Annotated in this window: 17 protein-coding genes; 16 read left to right on the top strand and 1 reads right to left on the bottom strand. The window is 37.1% G+C overall.

What is annotated here, in order from left to right; all coding sequences use genetic code 11:
• Positions 1–2 precede the first annotated feature (2 nt).
• From ystJ to ACFSFW_RS13650, 7 genes are all read left to right on the top strand, one after another.
• Positions 3–1232, top strand: a complete 1230-nt coding sequence (ystJ, locus tag ACFSFW_RS13680; RefSeq protein ID WP_309099684.1) for an NADP-dependent malic enzyme — start codon at positions 3–5, stop codon at positions 1230–1232.
• Positions 1233–1251: 19 nt separating this feature from the next.
• Positions 1252–1860: a FadR/GntR family transcriptional regulator gene (locus ACFSFW_RS13675; protein WP_388039087.1), complete on the top strand. Its 609-nt coding sequence runs from the start codon at positions 1252–1254 to the stop codon at positions 1858–1860.
• Between the two features lie 357 nt (positions 1861–2217).
• On the top strand, positions 2218–3081 hold the full coding sequence (accD, locus tag ACFSFW_RS13670; protein WP_099362157.1) for an acetyl-CoA carboxylase, carboxyltransferase subunit beta: 864 nt from the start codon (positions 2218–2220) through the stop codon (positions 3079–3081).
• Entirely contained in the window at positions 3075–4055 is a 981-nt protein-coding gene (gene accA / locus ACFSFW_RS13665) for an acetyl-CoA carboxylase carboxyl transferase subunit alpha (RefSeq protein WP_304219151.1), read from the top strand. The genes accD and accA overlap by 7 nt, the downstream gene beginning before the upstream one ends.
• A 345-nt stretch (positions 4056–4400) precedes the next feature.
• Positions 4401–5360, top strand: coding sequence for a 6-phosphofructokinase (gene pfkA / locus ACFSFW_RS13660; protein ID WP_388039084.1), 960 nt, complete (start codon positions 4401–4403; stop codon positions 5358–5360).
• A gap of 75 nt (positions 5361–5435) precedes the next feature.
• Positions 5436–7196 (top strand): pyruvate kinase, encoded by a 1761-nt coding sequence (gene pyk / locus ACFSFW_RS13655; RefSeq protein WP_388039082.1) that lies wholly within the window; start codon positions 5436–5438, stop codon positions 7194–7196.
• A gap of 101 nt (positions 7197–7297) precedes the next feature.
• The gene (locus ACFSFW_RS13650) at positions 7298–7690 is read left to right on the top strand and encodes an FxsA family protein (RefSeq protein WP_304219145.1); all 393 of its coding nucleotides are present in this window, start codon (positions 7298–7300) and stop codon (positions 7688–7690) included.
• 34 nt (positions 7691–7724) lie between these two features.
• On the opposite strand, the gene ytvI is transcribed toward ACFSFW_RS13650, so the two are convergent.
• The gene (gene ytvI, locus ACFSFW_RS13645; protein ID WP_388039080.1) at positions 7725–8840 is read right to left on the bottom strand and encodes a sporulation integral membrane protein YtvI; all 1116 of its coding nucleotides are present in this window, start codon (positions 8838–8840) and stop codon (positions 7725–7727) included.
• Between the two features lie 573 nt (positions 8841–9413).
• On the opposite strand from ytvI, the gene citZ reads away from it, so the two are divergent.
• From citZ to polA, 9 genes are all read left to right on the top strand, one after another.
• Positions 9414–10532 carry a citrate synthase gene (citZ, locus tag ACFSFW_RS13640; protein ID WP_304219141.1) on the top strand — a complete coding sequence of 373 codons (1119 nt, stop codon included), beginning with the start codon at positions 9414–9416 and terminating at the stop codon, positions 10530–10532.
• Positions 10533–10617: 85 nt separating this feature from the next.
• A complete protein-coding gene (gene icd / locus ACFSFW_RS13635) occupies positions 10618–11892 on the top strand; it encodes an NADP-dependent isocitrate dehydrogenase (protein ID WP_180271206.1) in 1275 nt (424 codons plus the stop codon).
• Between the two features lie 64 nt (positions 11893–11956).
• The gene (gene mdh, locus ACFSFW_RS13630; RefSeq protein WP_304219138.1) at positions 11957–12898 is read left to right on the top strand and encodes a malate dehydrogenase; all 942 of its coding nucleotides are present in this window, start codon (positions 11957–11959) and stop codon (positions 12896–12898) included.
• Between the two features lie 86 nt (positions 12899–12984).
• Complete coding sequence (locus tag ACFSFW_RS13625) at positions 12985–13461, top strand: MaoC family dehydratase (protein WP_099362150.1); 477 nt, start codon at positions 12985–12987, stop codon at positions 13459–13461.
• Positions 13462–13577: 116 nt separating this feature from the next.
• Positions 13578–14294 carry a response regulator transcription factor gene (locus ACFSFW_RS13620; protein ID WP_304219135.1) on the top strand — a complete coding sequence of 239 codons (717 nt, stop codon included), beginning with the start codon at positions 13578–13580 and terminating at the stop codon, positions 14292–14294.
• The gene (pnpS, locus tag ACFSFW_RS13615) at positions 14287–15717 is read left to right on the top strand and encodes a two-component system histidine kinase PnpS (RefSeq protein WP_388039077.1); all 1431 of its coding nucleotides are present in this window, start codon (positions 14287–14289) and stop codon (positions 15715–15717) included. Before ACFSFW_RS13620 ends, pnpS begins: the two co-directional genes overlap by 8 nt.
• Positions 15718–15928: 211 nt before the next feature.
• A complete protein-coding gene (gene hflK / locus ACFSFW_RS13610) occupies positions 15929–16897 on the top strand; it encodes an FtsH protease activity modulator HflK (RefSeq protein ID WP_388039075.1) in 969 nt (322 codons plus the stop codon).
• On the top strand, positions 16894–17823 hold the full coding sequence (gene hflC / locus ACFSFW_RS13605; RefSeq protein WP_388039074.1) for a protease modulator HflC: 930 nt from the start codon (positions 16894–16896) through the stop codon (positions 17821–17823). The genes hflK and hflC overlap by 4 nt, the downstream gene beginning before the upstream one ends.
• Positions 17824–17967: 144 nt before the next feature.
• Positions 17968–20598 (top strand): DNA polymerase I, encoded by a 2631-nt coding sequence (gene polA, locus ACFSFW_RS13600; protein WP_388039072.1) that lies wholly within the window; start codon positions 17968–17970, stop codon positions 20596–20598.
• Positions 20599–20612: the final 14 nt, after the last annotated feature.

Here is a 20612-nt window from a genome sequence, read left to right as displayed (position 1 = left end):
AAATGACTCTAAGAGAAGAAGCTCTACATATTCATCAAATTCATAAGGGTAAGCTTGAATCAAAGTCAAAAGTTCCAGTTAGAAATGCAAAGGATTTAAGTTTAGCATACTCACCGGGAGTAGCTGAACCGTGTAAAGCTATTTACGACGATAAGTCTAAAGTGTATGAATACACAATGAAGGGGAATATGGTAGCAGTTGTATCTGATGGGACTGCCGTACTTGGATTAGGAAACATAGGTCCAGAAGCTTCTCTTCCTGTCATGGAAGGAAAGGCTGTGCTATTTAAGAGCTTTGCAGGAGTAGATGCATTTCCAATTTGCTTAAACACAACAGATGTTGACAAGATTGTGGAAACGGTCAAACTATTAGAGCCTACTTTTGGTGGAGTCAACCTAGAGGATATTGCAGCTCCGAATTGCTTTGTGATAGAAGAGCGTCTTAAGAAAGAAGCGAATATACCAGTTTTTCATGATGATCAACACGGTACCGCAATTGTTACAGTAGCAGGATTAGTGAATGCATTAAAGCTAGTAGGCAAAAAAATGTCAGAAATAAAAGTTGTTGCAAATGGAGCGGGTGCTGCAGGTATTGCAATTATTAAGCTTTTATATCGCTATGGAGTCCGCGATATCATCATGTGTGACTCTAGAGGTGCTATTTATGAAGGGCGCACCTTTGGAATGAATGATGTAAAAGCAGAAGTTGCAAAATATACAAATCGTAACCGTCTAGAAGGATCTCTTGCAGATGTCCTTCAGGATGCTGATGTCTTTATTGGAGTGTCTGTTGCAGGAGCTCTAACAGCTGACATGGTAAAAACGATGAATCAGGACCCAATAATATTTGCTATGGCAAATCCTAATCCTGAAATTATGCCGGACGAAGCATTAGAAGCGGGTGCTAAAGTTGTTGGTACTGGAAGATCAGATTTTCCAAACCAAGTAAACAATGTTCTGGCATTTCCAGGAATTTTTAGAGGAGCTTTAGATGCTAGAGCGACTCATATAAATGAACAAATGAAGGTTGCGGCAGTAGAAGCAATTGCATCATTGGTAAGCACTGAAGAACTACGTTCAGATTATGTAATCCCTGCACCATTTGACCCACGTGTTGCTCCTGCTGTTGCAGCAAGTGTGGCAAAGGCGGCTATGGAGACAGGTGTAGCTAGAATCACTGTAAATCCAGAGGAAGTTGCTGAGAAGACACGTCGTTTAGCAATCATTGAATAATGGATTGGAAGAGGTTAATGTGACATCTCCTAACTCTAAGGTTTACATTGAAATTGTTAAGCAAATTAGGTCCATCATTCAAGATGATGGACTTTCCGCTGGTGATAAAATTCCGTCTGAGCGGGAACTTTCCGAGCGTCTAAATGTAGGTCGTTCCTCTGTTCGGGAAGCACTAAGATCATTGGAATTATTAGGCCTCATTGAGACAAGAAGAGGGGAAGGTACGTTTTTAAAAGATTTCGGTGATCATCAACTGATTCATTTATTAGGTACCTTCATTATTCAAGGAGATAAAACAAAGGGTGATCTCCTTGAAACAAAACACACTCTCGAAAAATCATGTATCGAAATAGCTTGTCCTATGATGAACGAAGAGATGCTTACAGAGTTGGAAGAAAAGCTTTGGGATACTGAGGACCCTGAAGAATTCCTTTTTAAATCAATTGTGGAAGCGACGGATAATCGATTATTACTACGAATATGGGTCGTCATATATGAATATGTCAAATTTGTTTATGAGGAACAGACTCATGTAATAAACAAAGAAGGCTTTGAAGAGTTAGTAGCCGGACTACGTGAAAAAGATGTGGCAAGAGCCTTATCTGCCTATGAAAAAATAACATTGTAGAGGATGTTCAAAAAGTCCGGTGAAAATGACACGTCGAATTTCTGTGTTGGCTTGCTTTTCCGTTCCTCGCGTATTAAATGCATACGCTCCGGTACTCAAAGCTGCGCCGCCTTGAAATTCTTGGTCCTTTTCATCCTCCTTTTTGAACACTCATTTGTAGGAATTTGTCGTGTTTTTGTTGACATATTCCTACAAAAAATAAGGAAGACATTCAGTAAAGTATAAGTACATGCTTTTTTGGCAACGAAGGAAGATATAAGATTTTCCTTTTTTTCGTTACACAACTTTTTGTCTTAATACAAGCAGATAAACTAAGTCGAAAAAGCTATTCCATTGAAAGTGTGAGGAGGTTCCTTTTTGTTAAAAGACTTTTTTGTAAAAAAGAAAAAATATGCTTCAATCCCTTCGGAACAAGCTAGACAAGATGTTCCAGAGGGCATTATGAGCAAATGTCCAAATTGTAAAAAAATAATGTACACAAAAGAATTAATGAAAAACGATAAAATTTGTATGAACTGTGACTATCACTATCAAATGACTGCATATGAAAGAATCGATAGCTTACTTGATGAAGGCTCTTTTATCGAGCTTGATAAAGAAATGGTCTCTGAAAATCCACTAGGCTTTCCTGATTATCTTGGAAAACTGAAGAAGGACCAAGATAAAACAGGTATTAATGAAGCTGTGGTAACCGGTGAAGGTACAATTGAAGGAAATCGTATCGTCTTGGCGATTATGGATTCTAGCTTCCGTATGGGAAGTATGGGTTCTGTTGTCGGTGAGAAGATTACTAGGGCAATTGAAAAGGCGATGGAATTAAAGGTTCCATTTCTTATCTTTACAGCTTCTGGTGGAGCAAGAATGCAAGAAGGTGTTCTAAGCCTAATGCAAATGGCCAAAACAAGTTCTGCATTAAAACTATTTAGTGATCAAGGTGGCCTCATTATTTCGATAATGACACACCCAACAACGGGTGGAGTATCTGCAAGCTTTGCATCATTAGGTGATTTTAATTTCGCAGAACCAGGTGCATTAATTGGATTTGCAGGTAGAAGAATCATTGAACAAACGATTCGCGAAGATCTCCCAGAAGACTTCCAAACAGCCGAGTTTTTACTAAAACATGGTCAACTGGATGCTGTTATTCATCGTCAGGATTTAAAAGATACATTAGCAAATATAGTTGATATTCATACGAACGGGGGTGCGGTTAATTGGTAGGTGAACTAGAGTTTGAGAAACCAGTCGTAGAATTAAAGAAAAAAATTACCGAGTTAAAAGAGTTTACAAGTGATTCAAATATGGATTTATCAGATGAAATTTCAAAGCTTGAATCAAGACTTCAAAAACTGGAGAATGAAATTTATAGTCATTTAAAACCATGGGACCGTGTGCAAATTGCCCGTCATCCCGAAAGACCGACTACCCTTGATTATATTGAACGTATCTTTACTAATTTTTTCGAGTGTCATGGTGACCGTTACTATGGGGATGATGCTGCCATAGTTGGTGGTATTGCTAAGTACCACGATTTACCTGTAACTGTAATTGGACACCAACGAGGTAAAGATACAAAGGAAAATATCAGAAGAAATTTTGGAATGCCACATCCAGAAGGATACCGCAAGGCACTTCGTTTAATGAAGCAGGCTGAAAAATTTAGCCGTCCAATCATATGTTTCATTGATACGAAGGGCGCATATCCAGGTAAAGCAGCCGAGGAACGTGGTCAAAGTGAAGCTATTGCAAAAAACCTTTTTGAAATGGCAGGCTTGACTGTTCCTGTTATATGTATTGTAATTGGTGAAGGTGGAAGTGGGGGAGCACTTGCTTTAGGTGTAGGAAATCAAATTCATATGCTCGAAAACTCAACCTATTCTGTTATTTCTCCCGAAGGTGCTGCTGCATTACTTTGGAAAGATGCAGGACTTGCCAAAAAAGCTGCAGAGTCTATGAAAATAACAGCGCCAGACTTAAAAGAATTAGGGGTTGTAGATGAAATCATCCCAGAAGTAAGAGGTGGAGCTCATAAGGATGTTGCAGAACAAGCAGCTTCCATCGATACCGTTCTCTTGCAGTCATTAAAAGAATTACGTAAATTAAACAAAGATGAGTTAGTTCAACAACGCTATCAAAAATATAAAAAGATAGGCCAATTTACAATAGCTGAAGAAGAGTTTATCGGAGTTCAGTAACAAAAAGTGGACGTGCATCTAACAAAATGTTTAGGGCACGTTTTACTTTGTTTCCACATAATCAGAAGACTGTTGAATAAATCGAAATTCTCCGAAATTAGAATGTGATATTCAACGGATTATAAATATGTATGTAATATTCGAAATCCCCTCGCATAGTATTCTTTTTAATTCTCGATTTTTCTACACAATTTCACAATTTTTTCTGTTTTTATTACGCTATCTTAGTTGTTTTACTTATATATTAGTGTTATTTTATACATATTGCACAAAATAGTAAAAGCGAATAATCACAATTCGTGATTCATGATTATTTTTAGATTATTTTTACATAGAGGTGGAAAAATGAAAAGAATAGGTGTTTTAACTAGCGGTGGGGATTCACCAGGGATGAACGCTGCGATTCGTGCTGTTGTACGAAAAGCAATCTTTCACGATGTAGAAGTATATGGAGTTTATCAAGGATATGCTGGACTAATAAGTGGACAGATAAAACAATTAGAGATTGGATCTGTTGGTGATATAATTCATCGCGGTGGTACAATGCTTTATACTGCTCGATGTGAAGAATTCAAAACAGAAGAAGGTCGTAAAAAAGGTCTTGAGCAATTAAAAAAGCTTGGAATAGAAGGCTTAGTTGTTATCGGTGGTGACGGCTCTTACCGTGGTGCCCAAAAACTAACTGAACTTGGCTTCCCGTGCGTTGGTGTTCCAGGTACTATCGACAATGATATCCCGGGTACTGATTTTACGATTGGTTTTGATACTGCACTAAATACAGTTATTGATGCTATTGATAAAATAAGAGATACAGCAACTTCACATGAGCGTACATATGTAATTGAAGTTATGGGTAGACATGCTGGTGACCTTGCATTATGGGCTGGGCTAGCTGGTGGTGCTGAAACAATTATTATTCCGGAAGCAGAACACGACATGGATGAAGTTATTGGTAAGCTTAACCGTGGCCATGACCGCGGGAAGAAGCATAGTATTATTGTCGTAGCCGAGGGTGTAGGTAGTGGTGTTGAAATCGGTAATAAGATTCAAGAAGCTACAAATTTTGAAACAAGAGTGAGTGTCCTTGGACATATTCAACGTGGTGGTTCACCAACTGCATCAGACAGAGTATTGGCAAGTCGTCTAGGTGCAAAGGCTGTTGAATTGTTATTAGAAGGAAAAGGTGGACGTGCTGTTGGTATTCAACAAAACAATTTAGTTGACCATGATATTATGGAAATTCTAGATCGTAAACATACAGTTGATAAGAAGATGTATGACCTATCCCAAGAGCTATCCATTTAAAATACATGTGAGTAAAATTCTTTTAGAAGTGTTGCTAATCGCTGATTTAAAGCGATTATAGAGGAGGAAAATGTAATGAGAAAAACAAAAATAGTTTGTACGATAGGACCTGCTAGTGAGAGTATTGAAAAACTGGTTGCTTTAGCAAACGCAGGAATGAATGTAGCTAGACTTAATTTTTCGCATGGTGACTTTGAGGAGCATGGTGCACGTATTAAAAACATTCGTGAGGCTGCTAAAATCACTGGCAAAAACATTGCGATCCTACTAGATACTAAAGGACCAGAAATTCGCACAAATACAATGGAAAATGGTGCTATTGAATTAGTTGAAGGTTCTACAGTCACTCTTTCAATGGAAGAAGTTATTGGTACACCGGAAAAATTCTCAATTACATATCCGGGCTTAATTGAAGATGTTCATCCAGGTTCCAGAATTCTATTAGATGATGGATTAATCGGATTAGAAGTAGTAGAAATTAATCAACAAAAGCGTGAAATCCTGACAAAAGTATTAAATAGTGGAACATTAAAAAATAAAAAAGGTGTTAACGTACCTGGGGTTCGAGTGAATTTACCTGGTATCACTGAAAAAGATGCAAAAGATATCATATTCGGTATCCAGCAAGATGTCGATTATATCGCAGCTTCCTTCGTTCGTCGTGCTTCAGACGTACTAGAAATCAGAGAATTGCTCGAAGAAAATAATGGGGAAGCTATTCAAATTATCCCTAAAATTGAAAACCAAGAGGGTGTAGATAACATCGATGAGATACTTGAAGTATCTGATGGATTAATGGTTGCTCGTGGTGACTTAGGTGTTGAAATTCCTGCTGAAGAAGTACCACTCGTGCAAAAAGATTTAATTAAGAAATGTAATGCCCTTGGTAAACCAGTTATTACAGCGACACAAATGTTAGATTCTATGCAACGAAATCCAAGACCAACTCGTGCGGAAGCAAGTGACGTTGCGAACGCCATTTTTGATGGTACAGATGCGATTATGCTTTCAGGTGAAACTGCTGCTGGTACATACCCAGTTGAAGCAGTACAAACCATGCATAATATTGCGTCTCGTGCAGAAAGTGCTTTAGTACATCGTGAAATTTTATCTCAACGCAGTAAAATCTCAGGTATCACAATTACAGATGCAATCGGACAATCAGTTGCCCATACTGCGCTTAATTTAGATGTATCTGCAATCGTAACACCTACTGAAAGTGGTCATACTGCAAGAATGATTTCAAAATATCGTCCTAAGGCTCCAATCATTGCCGTTACTGCGAACGAATCAACAACAAGAAAGCTTTCTCTTGTTTGGGGTGTGTATCCGCAAACAGGTAATGTAGCCAAATCAACAGATGAAATGCTTGACAACTCAGTTGAAGTTGCACTAAATACTGGAATTATTAAACCAGGCGATTTAGTTGTGATTACTGCAGGTGTACCAGTTGGCGAGTGTGGAACTACAAACATTATGAAGATTCATGTTGTTGGTAATACCCTTGCAAATGGACAAGGTATTGGGAGAAAATCGGCTTTTGGTAAAGTAGTAGTAGCAAACACTACTGAGGAAGCAGAAGCAAAAATGTATGACGGTGCAATTCTAGTAACAACTGCTACTGATCGTGATATGGTAAAATACGTGGAGCAGGCATCTGCTTTAATCACGGAAGAAGGCGGTCTTACTAGCCATGCAGCTGTAGTAGGATTAAGTATCGGAATTCCTGTGATTGTTGGTGTAGAAAATGCAACAACAATTTTAAAAGATGGACAAGATATTACGGTTGATTCATCTCGTGGAGTGATATACGAAGGACATGCAAATGTTCTATAAAAAGGAGAAGGGAAACCTTCTCTTTTTTCTTTGAGTTTTACTACTCATATTTGTAAAGGAAACGTATAATATAAGAAAAGCCTTCATCTAAGGAGGACAATATGAGAATTTTACTAGCATTGATTATTATCGTACCGGCATTAGAAATTAGTGTCCTTATTTTCTCAGGTAAGACACTTGGAATTCCAATCACTTTGCTGTTGATTATTCTTACTGGTGTAATTGGGGCGTGGTTAGCGAAAAAACAAGGGCTTGATACGCTTCACCGCGCTCAACAACAAATGAATTATGGACAGGTCCCTGGTGAAGCCATTATGGATGGAATTTGCATCCTGATCGGTGGGGTATTGCTTTTAAGCCCTGGTTACATTACAGATCTAACTGGTTTTTTCTTACTCATTCCAGCAACTAGAAATCTGATTAAACCGATTATTGCCAACTGGATTAGACGAAGAATGGATAGAGGTAATTTCACAGTTATTCGTCGTTGGTAAAAAAAGAAAGCCATTGCGGTCGCAATGGCCTTCTTTATGTTTCTTTTCCACTAATAAATCCCCATATATCCCGAAATACACCTGTTGTATATAGAGTTCTAATAATTACTAACGTAACGGGGCCAATAATTAACCCAATGAATCCAAATAATTGAAACCCAACGAACAGTGATATCAATGTTGCCAATGGATCTAATCCAATACTAGAAGAGATAATCTTAGGCTCCATGACTTGGCGTTGTACAATGACAACAAGGTATAGTATACCAAGCCCTATTGCAAATGCTAGATTTCCACTAAAAGCCGAATAAATGATCCATGGTACGAACACAAGTCCAGTTCCCAAATACGGAAGTAGATCAACGATTCCAATTAATAACGCAATAGTGATTGCATAATCGACTCGTAAAATTAACAGGCCAACTAATACAATCCCCGCTGTAATTGAAATTAGAGTTGCTTGAGCTTTAACAAATCCAAATAACGCTTTTTTTAATTCCACAAATACGGACTTTCCACTTGTTCGAGCTTTTATTGGAATAAATTTTCGTCCCATAATCACAAACTTATTCCAATCTTTGCTAATAAAAAATGTGGCTAACAGTGAGAATACAATCACAGTCGCTGCATTTGGTAGCCAGCCCAGGAACTTTGGAATATTTTCTAAAAATGCTTTAATAAATTCTCCAACATTTGTAGCAATAGTTGTACCAACATTGCTGACATTATCCATAATTGTTTGCTGTTGGCCTTGATCCAAATTATCAAACATACTCGTTATTCTTTCGTAAAAAGGAATAATCTGGCCAACTATTAAATTTTCCAAATAAACTACTAGGGTTTCAAAATGCTGTGGTACTTCTTTTGCTAAATAGTTAGCACCTGAGATAATCTCAGCTATTAATAATGTAAGTAAACCTGTTACAATGCCAAATACAAGCAAAATACCTATAAATACCGATAAGCCACGTGGTATCCTGACTTTACGCTCCAAAAAATTGACAAGAGGATTAATAAGGAATGCAATTAATAAAGCAAAAATAAACGGATATGTAAGTCTAAAAAGAAAATAAAACAAGATGAAACCTATGACAATTAATGCAATAACCAATAAAAACCGAAGAAAACCATACACATAGTTAATGTTCAAACTTTTTCCTCCCTAGGAATTTCTTGCATATTTTTATTTTACAATCTCTTTGATTACTTTAAAAGTATTACGAAGAAATGAAATATAAAGTTTCCAATTATGGAGAAAAAGTTTTATTTATGATATCATACGTTATGAGCAAGTGAAAAAAATTTAAGAGCAAAATACAACATATGCCATATTTAATTGGTTTTAAGTCTAGTAAACGGTTCTGTTAACTAGAAAAATGAAAACCTATTCGTAAAAATGTTTTTGTGTAATAATAATTTATTAGGGGAAATTTGTCTCTTTTGATTCACAAAAGTCAGATTATTTATTATAATAGAGTCAGGGTTATTTATTTCCTACATATTTATTTATTCGCTTTCACTTGCATAAATAACTTTTATTGTCACAATATTATACTGATATTTGTGACCATGAGCGTTTTTTCAAAAATGAAAGCATTTACTTCACTAGATTACAATGTTTAAAGCATAAATAACGATGTGATAATGTGTTTTGTTTTTGAGCGTGCGCTCAATTTACCTCTATAAAATGAGGTAGGGGAATATGAAAAAAGGAGAGGGTCATATGACAGCAACAAAGGGGCTTGAAGGAATTGTAGCTACAACATCTTCTGTCAGTTCAATTATTGATGACACTTTAACGTATGCAGGATTCAATATTGACGATTTAGCGGAAAATGCTAGTTTTGAAGAAGTTATCTACCTATTATGGCATCGCAAACTTCCAAATAAAGAGGAGTTAGCTGAATTAAAACAGCAACTTGCTGATAATGCAAGTTTACCTCAAGAATTATTAAATCATTTCAAAACTTACCCAATTGACAAGGTTCATCCGATGGGGGCACTTCGCTCAGCTGTTTCACTATTAGGACTATATGATGATGAAGCAGATGTAATGGATCCAGAAGCTAATTATCAAAAGGCAATCCGCCTACAAGCAAAATTACCTACAATTGTTACCGCTTTTTCTCGTGTTCGTAAAGGTTTAGAGCCAGTTGCTCCTCGCACTGATCTTAGCTTCGCAGCAAACTTCTTATATATGCTTAGCGGGCAAGAACCTAGCGAAATTGCAGAAGAAGCATTCAATAAAGCGTTAGTACTTCATGCTGACCATGAACTTAATGCATCTACATTTACAGCACGTGTTTGTGTTGCAACTCTATCTGATGTTTATTCAGGTATTACTGCTGCAATTGGAGCTTTAAAGGGCCCGCTTCACGGTGGAGCTAATGAAGCTGTTATGAAGATGCTTACTGAAATTGGTGAAGTTGAAAACGTTGAGAATTATATAAATACAAAATTAGCTAATAAAGAAAAAATCATGGGGTTTGGTCATAGAGTTTACCGTAAAGGTGACCCACGTGCAAAACACTTAAAGGCAATGTCTCAAAAGTTAACAGCGATTACTGGCGAACCAAAATGGTATGAGATGTCAACCAAAATTGAAGAAATTGTTACGAGTTCAAAACCATTACCACCAAATGTTGACTTCTATTCAGCATCTGTATACCATAGCTTAGGTATTGATCATGATTTATTTACCCCAATCTTTGCAGTAAGCCGTGTTTCTGGATGGTTAGCTCATATTCTAGAGCAATATGATAACAACCGCTTAATCCGTCCACGTGCTGAATATACTGGTCCAGGAATGCAGACATACGTTCCGATGGAACAAAGAGGTTAATAAATCTAACAATATATATATTAATAGGTTGAAGTATTTCGGGAAAAAATTTTCTTGAAATACTTCTTAAGAACTTTAGGAGGTAATACTAGTGGCAGGAGAAAAAATTACAGTATCAAATGGTGTACTAAACGTACCAAACAATCCAATTATTCCTTTTATTGAAGGTGATGGAACTGGTCCAGATATTTGGGCAGCAGCGTCACGCGTATTAGAAGCAGCTGTTGAAAAAGCGTACAACGGCGAAAAATCAATTGTTTGGAAAGAAGTATTAGCAGGGGAAAAAGCTTTTAACCAAACTGGTGAATGGTTACCAGAAGAAACATTAGATGTTATTCGAGAGTACATAATTGCGATCAAAGGACCTCTTACTACACCAGTTGGTGGTGGTATTCGTTCATTAAACGTTGCATTACGTCAAGAACTAGACCTATTCACTTGTCTTCGCCCAGTACGTTATTTTACAGGTGTACCTTCACCAGTTAAGCGTCCAGAAGATACAGATATGGTTATCTTCCGTGAAAACACTGAAGACATTTACGCTGGTATCGAATATGCACAAGGTTCTGAAGGCGTTCAAAAGCTTATCAACTTCCTACAAAATGAACTAGGTGTAAATAAAATCCGCTTCCCAGAAACTTCTGGTATCGGAATCAAGCCAGTTTCTGAAGAAGGAACAAAGCGTCTAGTACGTGCTGCTATCAACTACGCTATTGAACAAGGCCGTAAATCTTTAACACTTGTTCATAAGGGTAATATCATGAAGTTTACAGAAGGAGCTTTCAAAAATTGGGGCTATGAGCTTGCTGAACAAGAGTTTGGCGATAAAGTATTCACTTGGGCTCAATATGACCGCATCGTTGAAGAAGAAGGTAAGGATGCTGCAAATAAAGCACAAGCTGATGCTGAAGCAGCAGGTAAGATCATTGTAAAAGATTCAATCGCTGATATCTTCTTACAACAAATCTTAACTCGTCCGCGTGAGTTCGACGTTGTTGCTACAATGAATTTAAATGGTGACTACATTTCTGATGCTCTAGCTGCACAAGTTGGTGGTATCGGAATCGCACCAGGAGCGAATATTAACTATGAAACTGGCCATGCAATTTTCGAAGCAACACACGGAACTGCACCTAAATATGCTGGTTTAGATAAAGTAAACCCTTCTTCTGTACTATTATCAGGTGTATTAATGCTTGAACACCTTGGTTGGAATGAAGCAGCAACTCTAATTATGAATTCAATGGAAAAAACGATTGAATCTAAGGTTGTAACATATGACTTCGCACGTCTAATGGAAGGCGCTACAGAAGTAAAATGTTCTGAGTTTGCTAATGAACTAATCAAAAACTTAGGCTAATCATAGAACAAGTAACTACCCTAATAGGGTAGTTACTTTCATATGTGAATAGGGAGGATATAAAATGAGTCAATTTAAACGAAAAAAAGTCTCTGTAATTGGTAGTGGTTTTACTGGTGCAACAACCGCTTTCTTACTTGCGCAAAAGGAATTAGGAGATGTCGTTTTAGTTGATATCCCACAAATGGAAAATCCAACAAAAGGGAAAGCTCTTGATATGTTGGAAGCTAGCCCTGTCCAAGGGTTTGATGCAAATATTACTGGGACTTCAAATTACGAGGATACAGCAGATTCAGATATCGTTGTGATTACAGCTGGAATTGCCCGGAAACCTGGTATGAGCCGTGATGACCTAGTTCAAACAAATCAAAAAATCATGAAAAGTGTCGCTCAGGAAATTGCAAAACATTCTCCAAATAGCTATATCATTGTCTTAACAAACCCAGTTGACGCTATGACTTATACTGTGTTTAAGGAATCAGGATTTCCGAAAAATCGTGTCATTGGGCAATCAGGCGTACTTGACACTGCACGATTCCGTACATTCATTGCCCAAGAACTAAATTTATCGGTGAAAGATATCACTGGTTTTGTCCTTGGTGGTCATGGTGACGACATGGTTCCACTTGTTCGTTACTCCTATGCTGGAGGAATCCCTCTAGAAACTTTAATTTCAAAAGATCGTTTAGATGCTATCGTTGAACGTACACGTAAAGGTGGCGGTGAAATTGTCAATCTCCTTGGAAACGGAAGTGCTTATTATGCACCAGCGGCATCCTTGGTGGAAATGGTTGAAGCCATCTTAAAAGATCAACGACGTGTCCTTCCAGCCATTGCATATCTAGAAGGTGAATATGGATTCAGCGGAATTTACCTAGGAGTCCCTACCATCTTAGGTGCAAATGGCATTGAGAAAATCATTGAGCTAGACCTTACAGAACAAGAAAAAGCAGAACTTGCTCAATCTGCTGATTCTGTTAAAAATGTAATGAATATCCTAGTCTAATCATAAGTTAACGAAAAAATTCGGGGTTATCCCCCGAATTTTTTGTACATAAACTGTTTTAATTCTATGGAGGTGCAACCTTTTTCATGCTATTAGGGAAAAAGCGAAAACTAGGTAGAAAGATTGAAGAAATGACGGTTGGTGAAAAGCTATCACTAACTGAAAAAATTGAAGATAAAGATCTGCTTTTATACTTAGGTTTGACGAATGATGCAAATCCACTTTATATTCAACATGATTATGCATCTCAAACTCCATTTAAGAAACCTATAGTTCCAACTGTAATGCTTACTGGAATTATCACAGCGGCGATTTCGAAGTATTTACCAGGTCCAGGAAGTCATATCCTCAAACAGGAAATTGAATTTTTTCAGCCACTTTATCACTATGCTACTATTCAATTTCTATTTGAAGTATCCAAAATTAATATTCACGACCATACTGTTGAAATAGCAGTAACGGCATTTGATGAAGATGAATCATTAGCGATCGAAGGAAGACTTTTAGTCTGCCCTCCACACCGAATCACGCCAATGGAAGGTAAAATATTGGAGAACTTTTAGAGAGCTTAGCCTCTCTTTTTTTTGTTTTCATGGTAAGTAACGAAATGTTAATCTATAATAATCTTATATAGAGATAGAAAAATGATGGGGTTTAACTTTTTTGATGGAGGAAGACAATGAAGAATAAAGTATTGGTTGTGGAAGATGAACAGTCAATCATTACATTACTTCAGTATAACCTACAACAGGCAGGCTACGAGGTTATTACTGCAATGGACGGAGAAGAAGGATTAGAAAAAGCTTTAGCAGAAAAACCGCAAATTATCGTCCTTGACTTAATGTTGCCTAAGTTAGATGGGATCGAAGTATGCAAGCAGCTTCGTTTAAATAAAGTAGATATCCCAATCTTAATGTTAACTGCAAAGGATGACGAATTTGATAAGGTATTAGGTTTAGAGCTTGGAGCAGATGACTATATGACAAAGCCATTTAGCCCAAGAGAAGTTGTGGCACGTGTCAAAGCAATACTAAGAAGAACAAGTAAAAATATTGTCAACACCGAAGATGATACATCAGCGCCGCAAATCACAATAGGACCACTACGAATTTTACCAGAAAATTTTGAGGCCTATTTTAACGAAGAAGCGCTCGATTTAACACCTAAGGAATTTGAACTTCTTGCCTATTTGGCAAAGAATAAGGGGAGAGTATTAACACGAGACCAACTCCTGAGTGCGGTTTGGAACTATGATTTTGCTGGTGACACCAGAATTGTGGATGTGCATATTAGTCATTTGCGTGAAAAAATTGAAAAAGAATCAAAAAAGCCAAATATTATTAAAACAGTTAGGGGATTAGGCTATAAGCTCGAGGAGCCTAAAATTTATGAATAAGTTTCACTCGAGACTACTATCTGCGATTATCTTTTTAATCATTATTGTTTTTCTTTGTATGGGTTTTATGTTGGGGCAATTTATTAGTAGTCTTATCACGAATAGTGCAATGCATGGAACCTCAATCGAAGAAACAGTCCAGCAGGTCTGGATTGCTCTGACGATATGCCTGGGTATCGCATTAATTATTATTCTCTCACTCATTGTAAGAATCACGACTACTTATACAAAACCGATTGATTCAGCAACAAAAGCGGTTAAAGAACTCGCTAAGGGAGATTATCGTGCAAGAACTTATGAAGACGATGTAAGTACAGCTGGGTTATTAGGCCAGTCCATCAATATCGTTGCTAGAAATATTGAAGAAATGACCAAATCTTATGAAATGCAGCATGACCGATTACATACCCTGATTGAAAATATGGGGAGCGGACTATTATTTATCGATAGTAAAGGATATATTAGCATTGTTAATCGTTCAACCAATGAGATCTTCAAAGTTGATCAAGCTGATTTATTAGGTCAACTTTATTATGAAGCTTTTACACAAAAGGAAATTGTAAAGCTAGTCGAAGAGATTTTTATGACCGAACAAAAACTACGAAGACAAATCAATTTGATGATTGGAAATGAACAGAAGGACTTTGAAGTGTACGCTGCACCTGTATTAGGGGCGAAGGTAGAATGGAAGGGAGTTGTTCTTGTCTTTCACGATATTTCAACCCTGAAAAGGCTTGAACAGATGCGGAAGGATTTTGTTGCAAATGTTTCCCATGAGCTTCGCACACCGATTACATCTATTAAAGGGTTTTCGGAAACTTTATTAGACGGCGCTATGAATGATAGGGACGTCTTAAAACAATTCTTAACCATTATCCTAGATGAAAGTCATCGTCTCCAATTGCTCATTCAAGATTTATTGGATTTATCGAAAATGGAGAACAAAGGTTTTTCACTTAATCCTTCACAGGTTAATGTGAAAGAGCTCTTAGAAAATAGTATACAGATGCTTAAATCCAAAGCAGTCGAACGAGAGATTCAATTAGAGCTTACTGTAGATGATGAAACAACTGTAATCGATGGAGATATGGATAGGTTGAAGCAGGTCTTTATCAATGTAATTAATAATGGTATATCCTACTCTCCAGATGGAGCTAAGGTTGAGGTAAAAGCATCAAACTATGATGATTATGTTCAAATTCAAATTATTGATACAGGGATTGGAATAGAAGAAAAAGAACTTCCCCGTATCTTTGAAAGGTTTTATCGCGTAGATAAAGCAAGGAGCCGCAATTCAGGCGGTACAGGTTTGGGTCTTGCCATTGTAAAGCATATCATTGAGGCACATGAAGGGGCTGTTGAAGTAAACAGCAGAGTGGGGGAAGGAACGACTTTTACGTTTCGTTTAAAAAAGAGAATATAATCCATAGGTAGTCCTAATTTACAAAATGTTTACATTGGAAAAATATTCTCTTAATATAGAAACCGTATGATGTATATGAGAACCCCTTCATTCAGAAGGCCAAACTTTTTTGACAAGGACGTAATATCCTTGTCATTTTTTTTATGAAACTGAAACCTTTTTACAAGATAATCGTATAAAACAATGTAGCAATAAATTGAGGGGGGAAAGCATGGTTAGTTTAAAACGAATATATACAATTGTTGGACTAAGTGTGCTCGTTTTGATTTTAGGTGTCGTTGGTTTTACATCATGGTACACTGTTGATGAATCAGAGCAAGCCATTATATTAACCTTTGGGAAAGCGGATGAAGGAATTACAGAGCCAGGCCTACATTTTAAAATGCCATGGCCAATCCAAGATGTAGAGAAACTGCCTAAAACAACATTTAGTTTACAGTTTGGCTATGATCAAAAGAATGGTGAAATTACCGACGTGCCAAAGGATACAAAAATGATTACCGGTGATGAAAATATTGTTTTAGCAGATATGGTTGTTCAATGGCAAATTACTGATCCATCAAAATTCTTATTTAATTCTGAGGATCCTGAGCAAATCCTATATAATTCTACTTCTGCTTCTTTAAGAAGTATTATCGGAAGTTCAAAAATTGATGATGCGTTAACATCGGGTAAGGCGGAAATCGAAGCTGAGGTAAGAGATTTATTAGCCGATCTTTTAGTGAAATATGATATTGGTATTTCAGTAACAGCTGTTAAATTACAAGATGTTGAATTACCAAATGATGAAGTGCGTAAGGCATTTACGAATGTAACAGATGCTCGTGAAACAATGAATACCAAAATAAATGAAGCGAATAAATATCGCAATCAAAAAATGAATGAGGCAAAAGGGGAAAAAGATGCACTAATTTCACGTGCCGAAGGGGATAAAGCTGCCCGAATCGAAATTTCCCGTGGGGATGTAGCGACATTTAATGCTTTATATAACGAATATGTGAAGAATCCAGAGATTACTAGAAAACGTTTAGTTCTAGAAACATTAGATCAAGTATTACCACATACAGAAATTTATATTATGAAGGATGATGGCAATACAATGAAGTACTTGCCAATACGTCCTCCTGGAAGCCAAGCGCAGGTTCCTCCTGTAGAAACAGAAGGGAGTGGTAACCAATGAGTGAAAATGTGGTGGATTTAAACGAAAAAAAGGGTTCCAATAATTTTAGCAAATATACTAAGGGTGGAATCGGCATCCTAATAGCTATCATCTTAATTGGGATTGTTATCGTAAATATATTTATTGTAAGAGAAGGAGAATACAAAGTGGTTCGCCAATTCGGTGAGGTTGTAAGAATTGTAGAAACACCAGGTCTTTCCTATAAAATTCCATTTATCCAGTCTGTTGAAACATTACCAAAATATCAAATGATTTATGATGTTGAAGAGGCTGAAATCAATACGAAAGATAAAAAGCGAATGATGATTGATAATTATGCGGTTTGGCGCATAGAAGATCCAAAACAAATGATTTCGACAACAAGAACGGTAGTAAATGCAGAAGCAAAACTCGATGAATTTGTTTATTCTGCCATCCGAACAGAGTTAGGTCAATTAAATTATGATGAAATTATTAATGATGAGAAATCTGAACGTGGTAGCCTCAATGACCGCATTACAGAAATTGTAAATAAAAACCTTGAGGAAGATAAATATGGTATTGTCGTAACAGATATTCGGATGAAGCGTACCGATCTACCTGCAGAAAACGAACAATCTGTTTTTACGAGAATGATTTCTGAACGTCAATCAACAGCTCAAGATTATCTTTCAAGAGGGGATGCTCAGAAAAATATAATCGAAGCACAAACGGATAAGGAAGTAAAAGAAATTATCGCAAAAGCACAAGCTGATGCGGAAGTTATTCGAAGCCAAGGGGAAGGAGAAGCGGCTCGTATATACAACGAGGCTTTCTCAAAGGACCCAGAATTCTATAACCTATTCCGTACACTAGAATCCTATAAGACTACTATTGATGGAGAAACAGTAATCATTTTACCAGCTGACTCTCCATATGCAAGATTGTTAATGGGGTATACCGAATAACAATCAATTAGGTAGCCGTTATTTTTCATTCTGTTCATGACATGATAAAATGAACAGTAGGAAATAACGGCTATTTTTTTTGATGATTTAAGGGATGTGTAGCATGGAAGGTCCGAATGCCGTAATAGAAGGGAAGGATTTTTCTTGGATAAAAAGATTGTCTTAGTGGATGGAAATAGTATCGCATACCGTGCATTTTTTGCCCTACCACTTCTTAATAATGATAAAGGTGTACATACCAATGCCATTTATGGCTTTACCATGATTTTAAACCGAATTCTTGAACAGGAAAAACCGACACATATATTAGTAGCCTTTGATGCAGGCAAAACAACTTTTAGACATAGTACTTTTAGTGAATATAAAGGCGGCAGACAAAAAACACCACCTGAGCTTTCGGAGCAGTTTCCATTTTTACGCGAATTGCTTGATGCATACAAGATTGCCAGATATGAGTTAGAAAACTATGAAGCCGATGACATCATCGGAACTTTATCTCTTCAAGCTGAAAAAGAAGGCTTTGAGGTTAAAGTTATCACAGGTGATAAAGACTTAACACAGCTAGCCTCAGAACAGATAACAGTAGATATAACGAAAAAAGGGATCACAGATGTAGATTCTTACACTCCTGAGTTTATTAAAGAGAAGTATGGGATTACACCTGAACGAATAATTGACATGAAAGGGCTAATGGGAGATAACTCTGATAACATTCCAGGTGTCCCTGGTGTCGGGGAAAAAACAGCACTGAAATTATTGCAGGAGTTCAATACATTAGAAGAACTATTAGACTCAATCGATAAGGTGAGTGGGAAAAAGCTAAAAGAAAAACTTGAGGAAAATAAAGACCAAGCGATCATGAGTAAGCAGCTTGCGACTATCCATCGTGAAGCCCCAATTGAAATTGGAATTTCTGAGCTGGAATATAACGGCTATGATGGTGATAAAGTCACAAAACTATTCAAAGAGCTCGGATTTAATTCCTTACTCGATAAGGTTGAAGGTAGCGACTCGAATGAGGACAAGCCTTTAGAAAAGATTTCCTATAAAATCGTGAATGATATTACTGAAGATGTCTTAACAACTGAATCGTCTTTAATTGTGGAGGTGCTTGATGAAAGTTATCATAAGGCAGACATCCAAGGGTTTTCAATTTCAAACGAGAATGGAAATTATTATATACCAACAAAGTTAGCTCTCGAATCGAAGGCTTTTCAACAGTGGGCAAACGACAAAGAGAAAAAGAAAATCGTTTTTGATGCAAAGAAATCGATTGTGGCTTTGAGATGGAAGGGTATCAATCTACAAGGAATTGACTTTGATTGTTTAATTGCATCATATATTTTAAATCCGTCTGACTCGACTGAAGATGTTGCCGCAGTGGCAAAATTAAAGGGAATAACAGATGTACATTCTGATGAAGCAGTGTACGGAAAAGGAGCCAAACAAAGCATTCCTAACGAAGAAATTCTTTCCGAACACTTAGTGAGAAAAGCAGTTAGCTTAGCAAAATTAAAAGATTTGTTCTTGCATGAACTTCAAGAAAATGAACAGTATGAGCTTTTTACTGATTTGGAAATGCCGTTATCCCTAATCCTTGCAGACATGGAATCGATAGGGGTAAAGGTCGATGTAGAACGTTTAAAAGGAATGGGAGAAGAGTTAAAGGAACACCTTCAGGAGCTTGAACAAAAAATTTATGAACTGGCTGGAGAGGAGTTTAATATTAATTCACCTAAGCAGCTAGGTGTCATTCTTTTTGAAAAGCTTCAACTAACTGTGTACAAGAAAACAAAAACAGGGTATTCCACTTCGGCTGATATCCTTGAGAAACTGGCTAAAGAACATGAAATTATTGAATATATCTTGCACTATCGTCAAATTGGTAAGCTTCAATCAACCTATATTGAAGGCTTATTAAAGGTTGTGCATGAAGATACTTGTAAAGTTCATACTCGATTCCAGCAAGCTTTGACGCAAACTGGAAGACTAAGTTCGACAGACCCGAACCTGCAAAACATTCCAATTCGCTTGGAAGAAGGAAGAAAGATTAGACAAGCTTTCGTCCCTTCACAAAAGGATTGGTTTATATTTGCGGCGGACTATTCCCAGATTGAACTAAGGGTGTTAGCCCATATTGCCAATGATGAAAATCTGATTAGTGCCTTTACGAATGATCTGGACATTCATACAAAGACTGCCATGGATGTGTTCCATGTAACTGAAGAGGAAGTAACCTCCAATATGCGTCGTCAGGCAAAGGCTGTAAACTTTGGGATTGTGTACGGAATTAGTGATTTCGGATTGTCTCAGAATCTTGGAATTACCCGGAAGGAAGCAGGCCACTTTATTGAACGTTATTTTGCAAGTTTTCCAGGTGTTAAGGAATATATGGAAGAAATTGTTGAGGACGTAAGACAGAAAGGATATGTATCTACGCTTCTTCATAGAAGAAGATACATTCCTGAAATTACTGCTCGTAACTTTAATGTTCGTAGCTTTGCTGAAAGAACAGCAATGAATACTCCAATTCAAGGAAGTGCAGCTGATATCATCAAGAAAGCAATGATTGATATGGCGGACAGATTAAAAGCAGAAAAGCTTCAAGCGAAGTTACTATTACAGGTACATGATGAATTGATCTTCGAAGCGCCAGAAGAAGAAATTGAAATCTTAAAGAAGATCGTGCCTGATGTAATGGAAAATGCCATTTCCTTGAAAGTACCTTTAAAGGTTGACTATGAATACGGTAAGACTTGGTATGATGCCAAGTAAGTCGAAAAAGGATG

Origin of the sequence: Ferdinandcohnia salidurans, from assembly GCF_042680725.1 — a bacterium.
GTDB lineage: Bacteria > Bacillota > Bacilli > Bacillales > Bacillaceae_L > Ferdinandcohnia > Ferdinandcohnia salidurans.
Note: the sequence above shows the minus strand (reverse complement) of the source record. Positions and strands in the feature narration are given on the sequence as shown.

What these genes read in the sequence shown, in the direction of transcription:
- ystJ (WP_309099684.1), top strand. Translation starts at nt 3, where the DNA reads ATGACTCTAAGAGAAGAAGCTCTACATATTCATCAAATTCATAAGGGT.
- pfkA (WP_388039084.1), top strand. Translation starts at nt 4,401, where the DNA reads ATGAAAAGAATAGGTGTTTTAACTAGCGGTGGGGATTCACCAGGGATG.
- pyk (WP_388039082.1), top strand. Translation starts at nt 5,436, where the DNA reads ATGAGAAAAACAAAAATAGTTTGTACGATAGGACCTGCTAGTGAGAGT.
- ACFSFW_RS13650 (WP_304219145.1), top strand. Translation starts at nt 7,298, where the DNA reads ATGAGAATTTTACTAGCATTGATTATTATCGTACCGGCATTAGAAATT.
- citZ (WP_304219141.1), top strand. Translation starts at nt 9,414, where the DNA reads ATGACAGCAACAAAGGGGCTTGAAGGAATTGTAGCTACAACATCTTCT.
- mdh (WP_304219138.1), top strand. Translation starts at nt 11,957, where the DNA reads ATGAGTCAATTTAAACGAAAAAAAGTCTCTGTAATTGGTAGTGGTTTT.
- ACFSFW_RS13625 (WP_099362150.1), top strand. Translation starts at nt 12,985, where the DNA reads ATGCTATTAGGGAAAAAGCGAAAACTAGGTAGAAAGATTGAAGAAATG.
- ACFSFW_RS13620 (WP_304219135.1), top strand. Translation starts at nt 13,578, where the DNA reads ATGAAGAATAAAGTATTGGTTGTGGAAGATGAACAGTCAATCATTACA.
- pnpS (WP_388039077.1), top strand. Translation starts at nt 14,287, where the DNA reads ATGAATAAGTTTCACTCGAGACTACTATCTGCGATTATCTTTTTAATC.
- hflK (WP_388039075.1), top strand. Translation starts at nt 15,929, where the DNA reads ATGGTTAGTTTAAAACGAATATATACAATTGTTGGACTAAGTGTGCTC.
- hflC (WP_388039074.1), top strand. Translation starts at nt 16,894, where the DNA reads ATGAGTGAAAATGTGGTGGATTTAAACGAAAAAAAGGGTTCCAATAAT.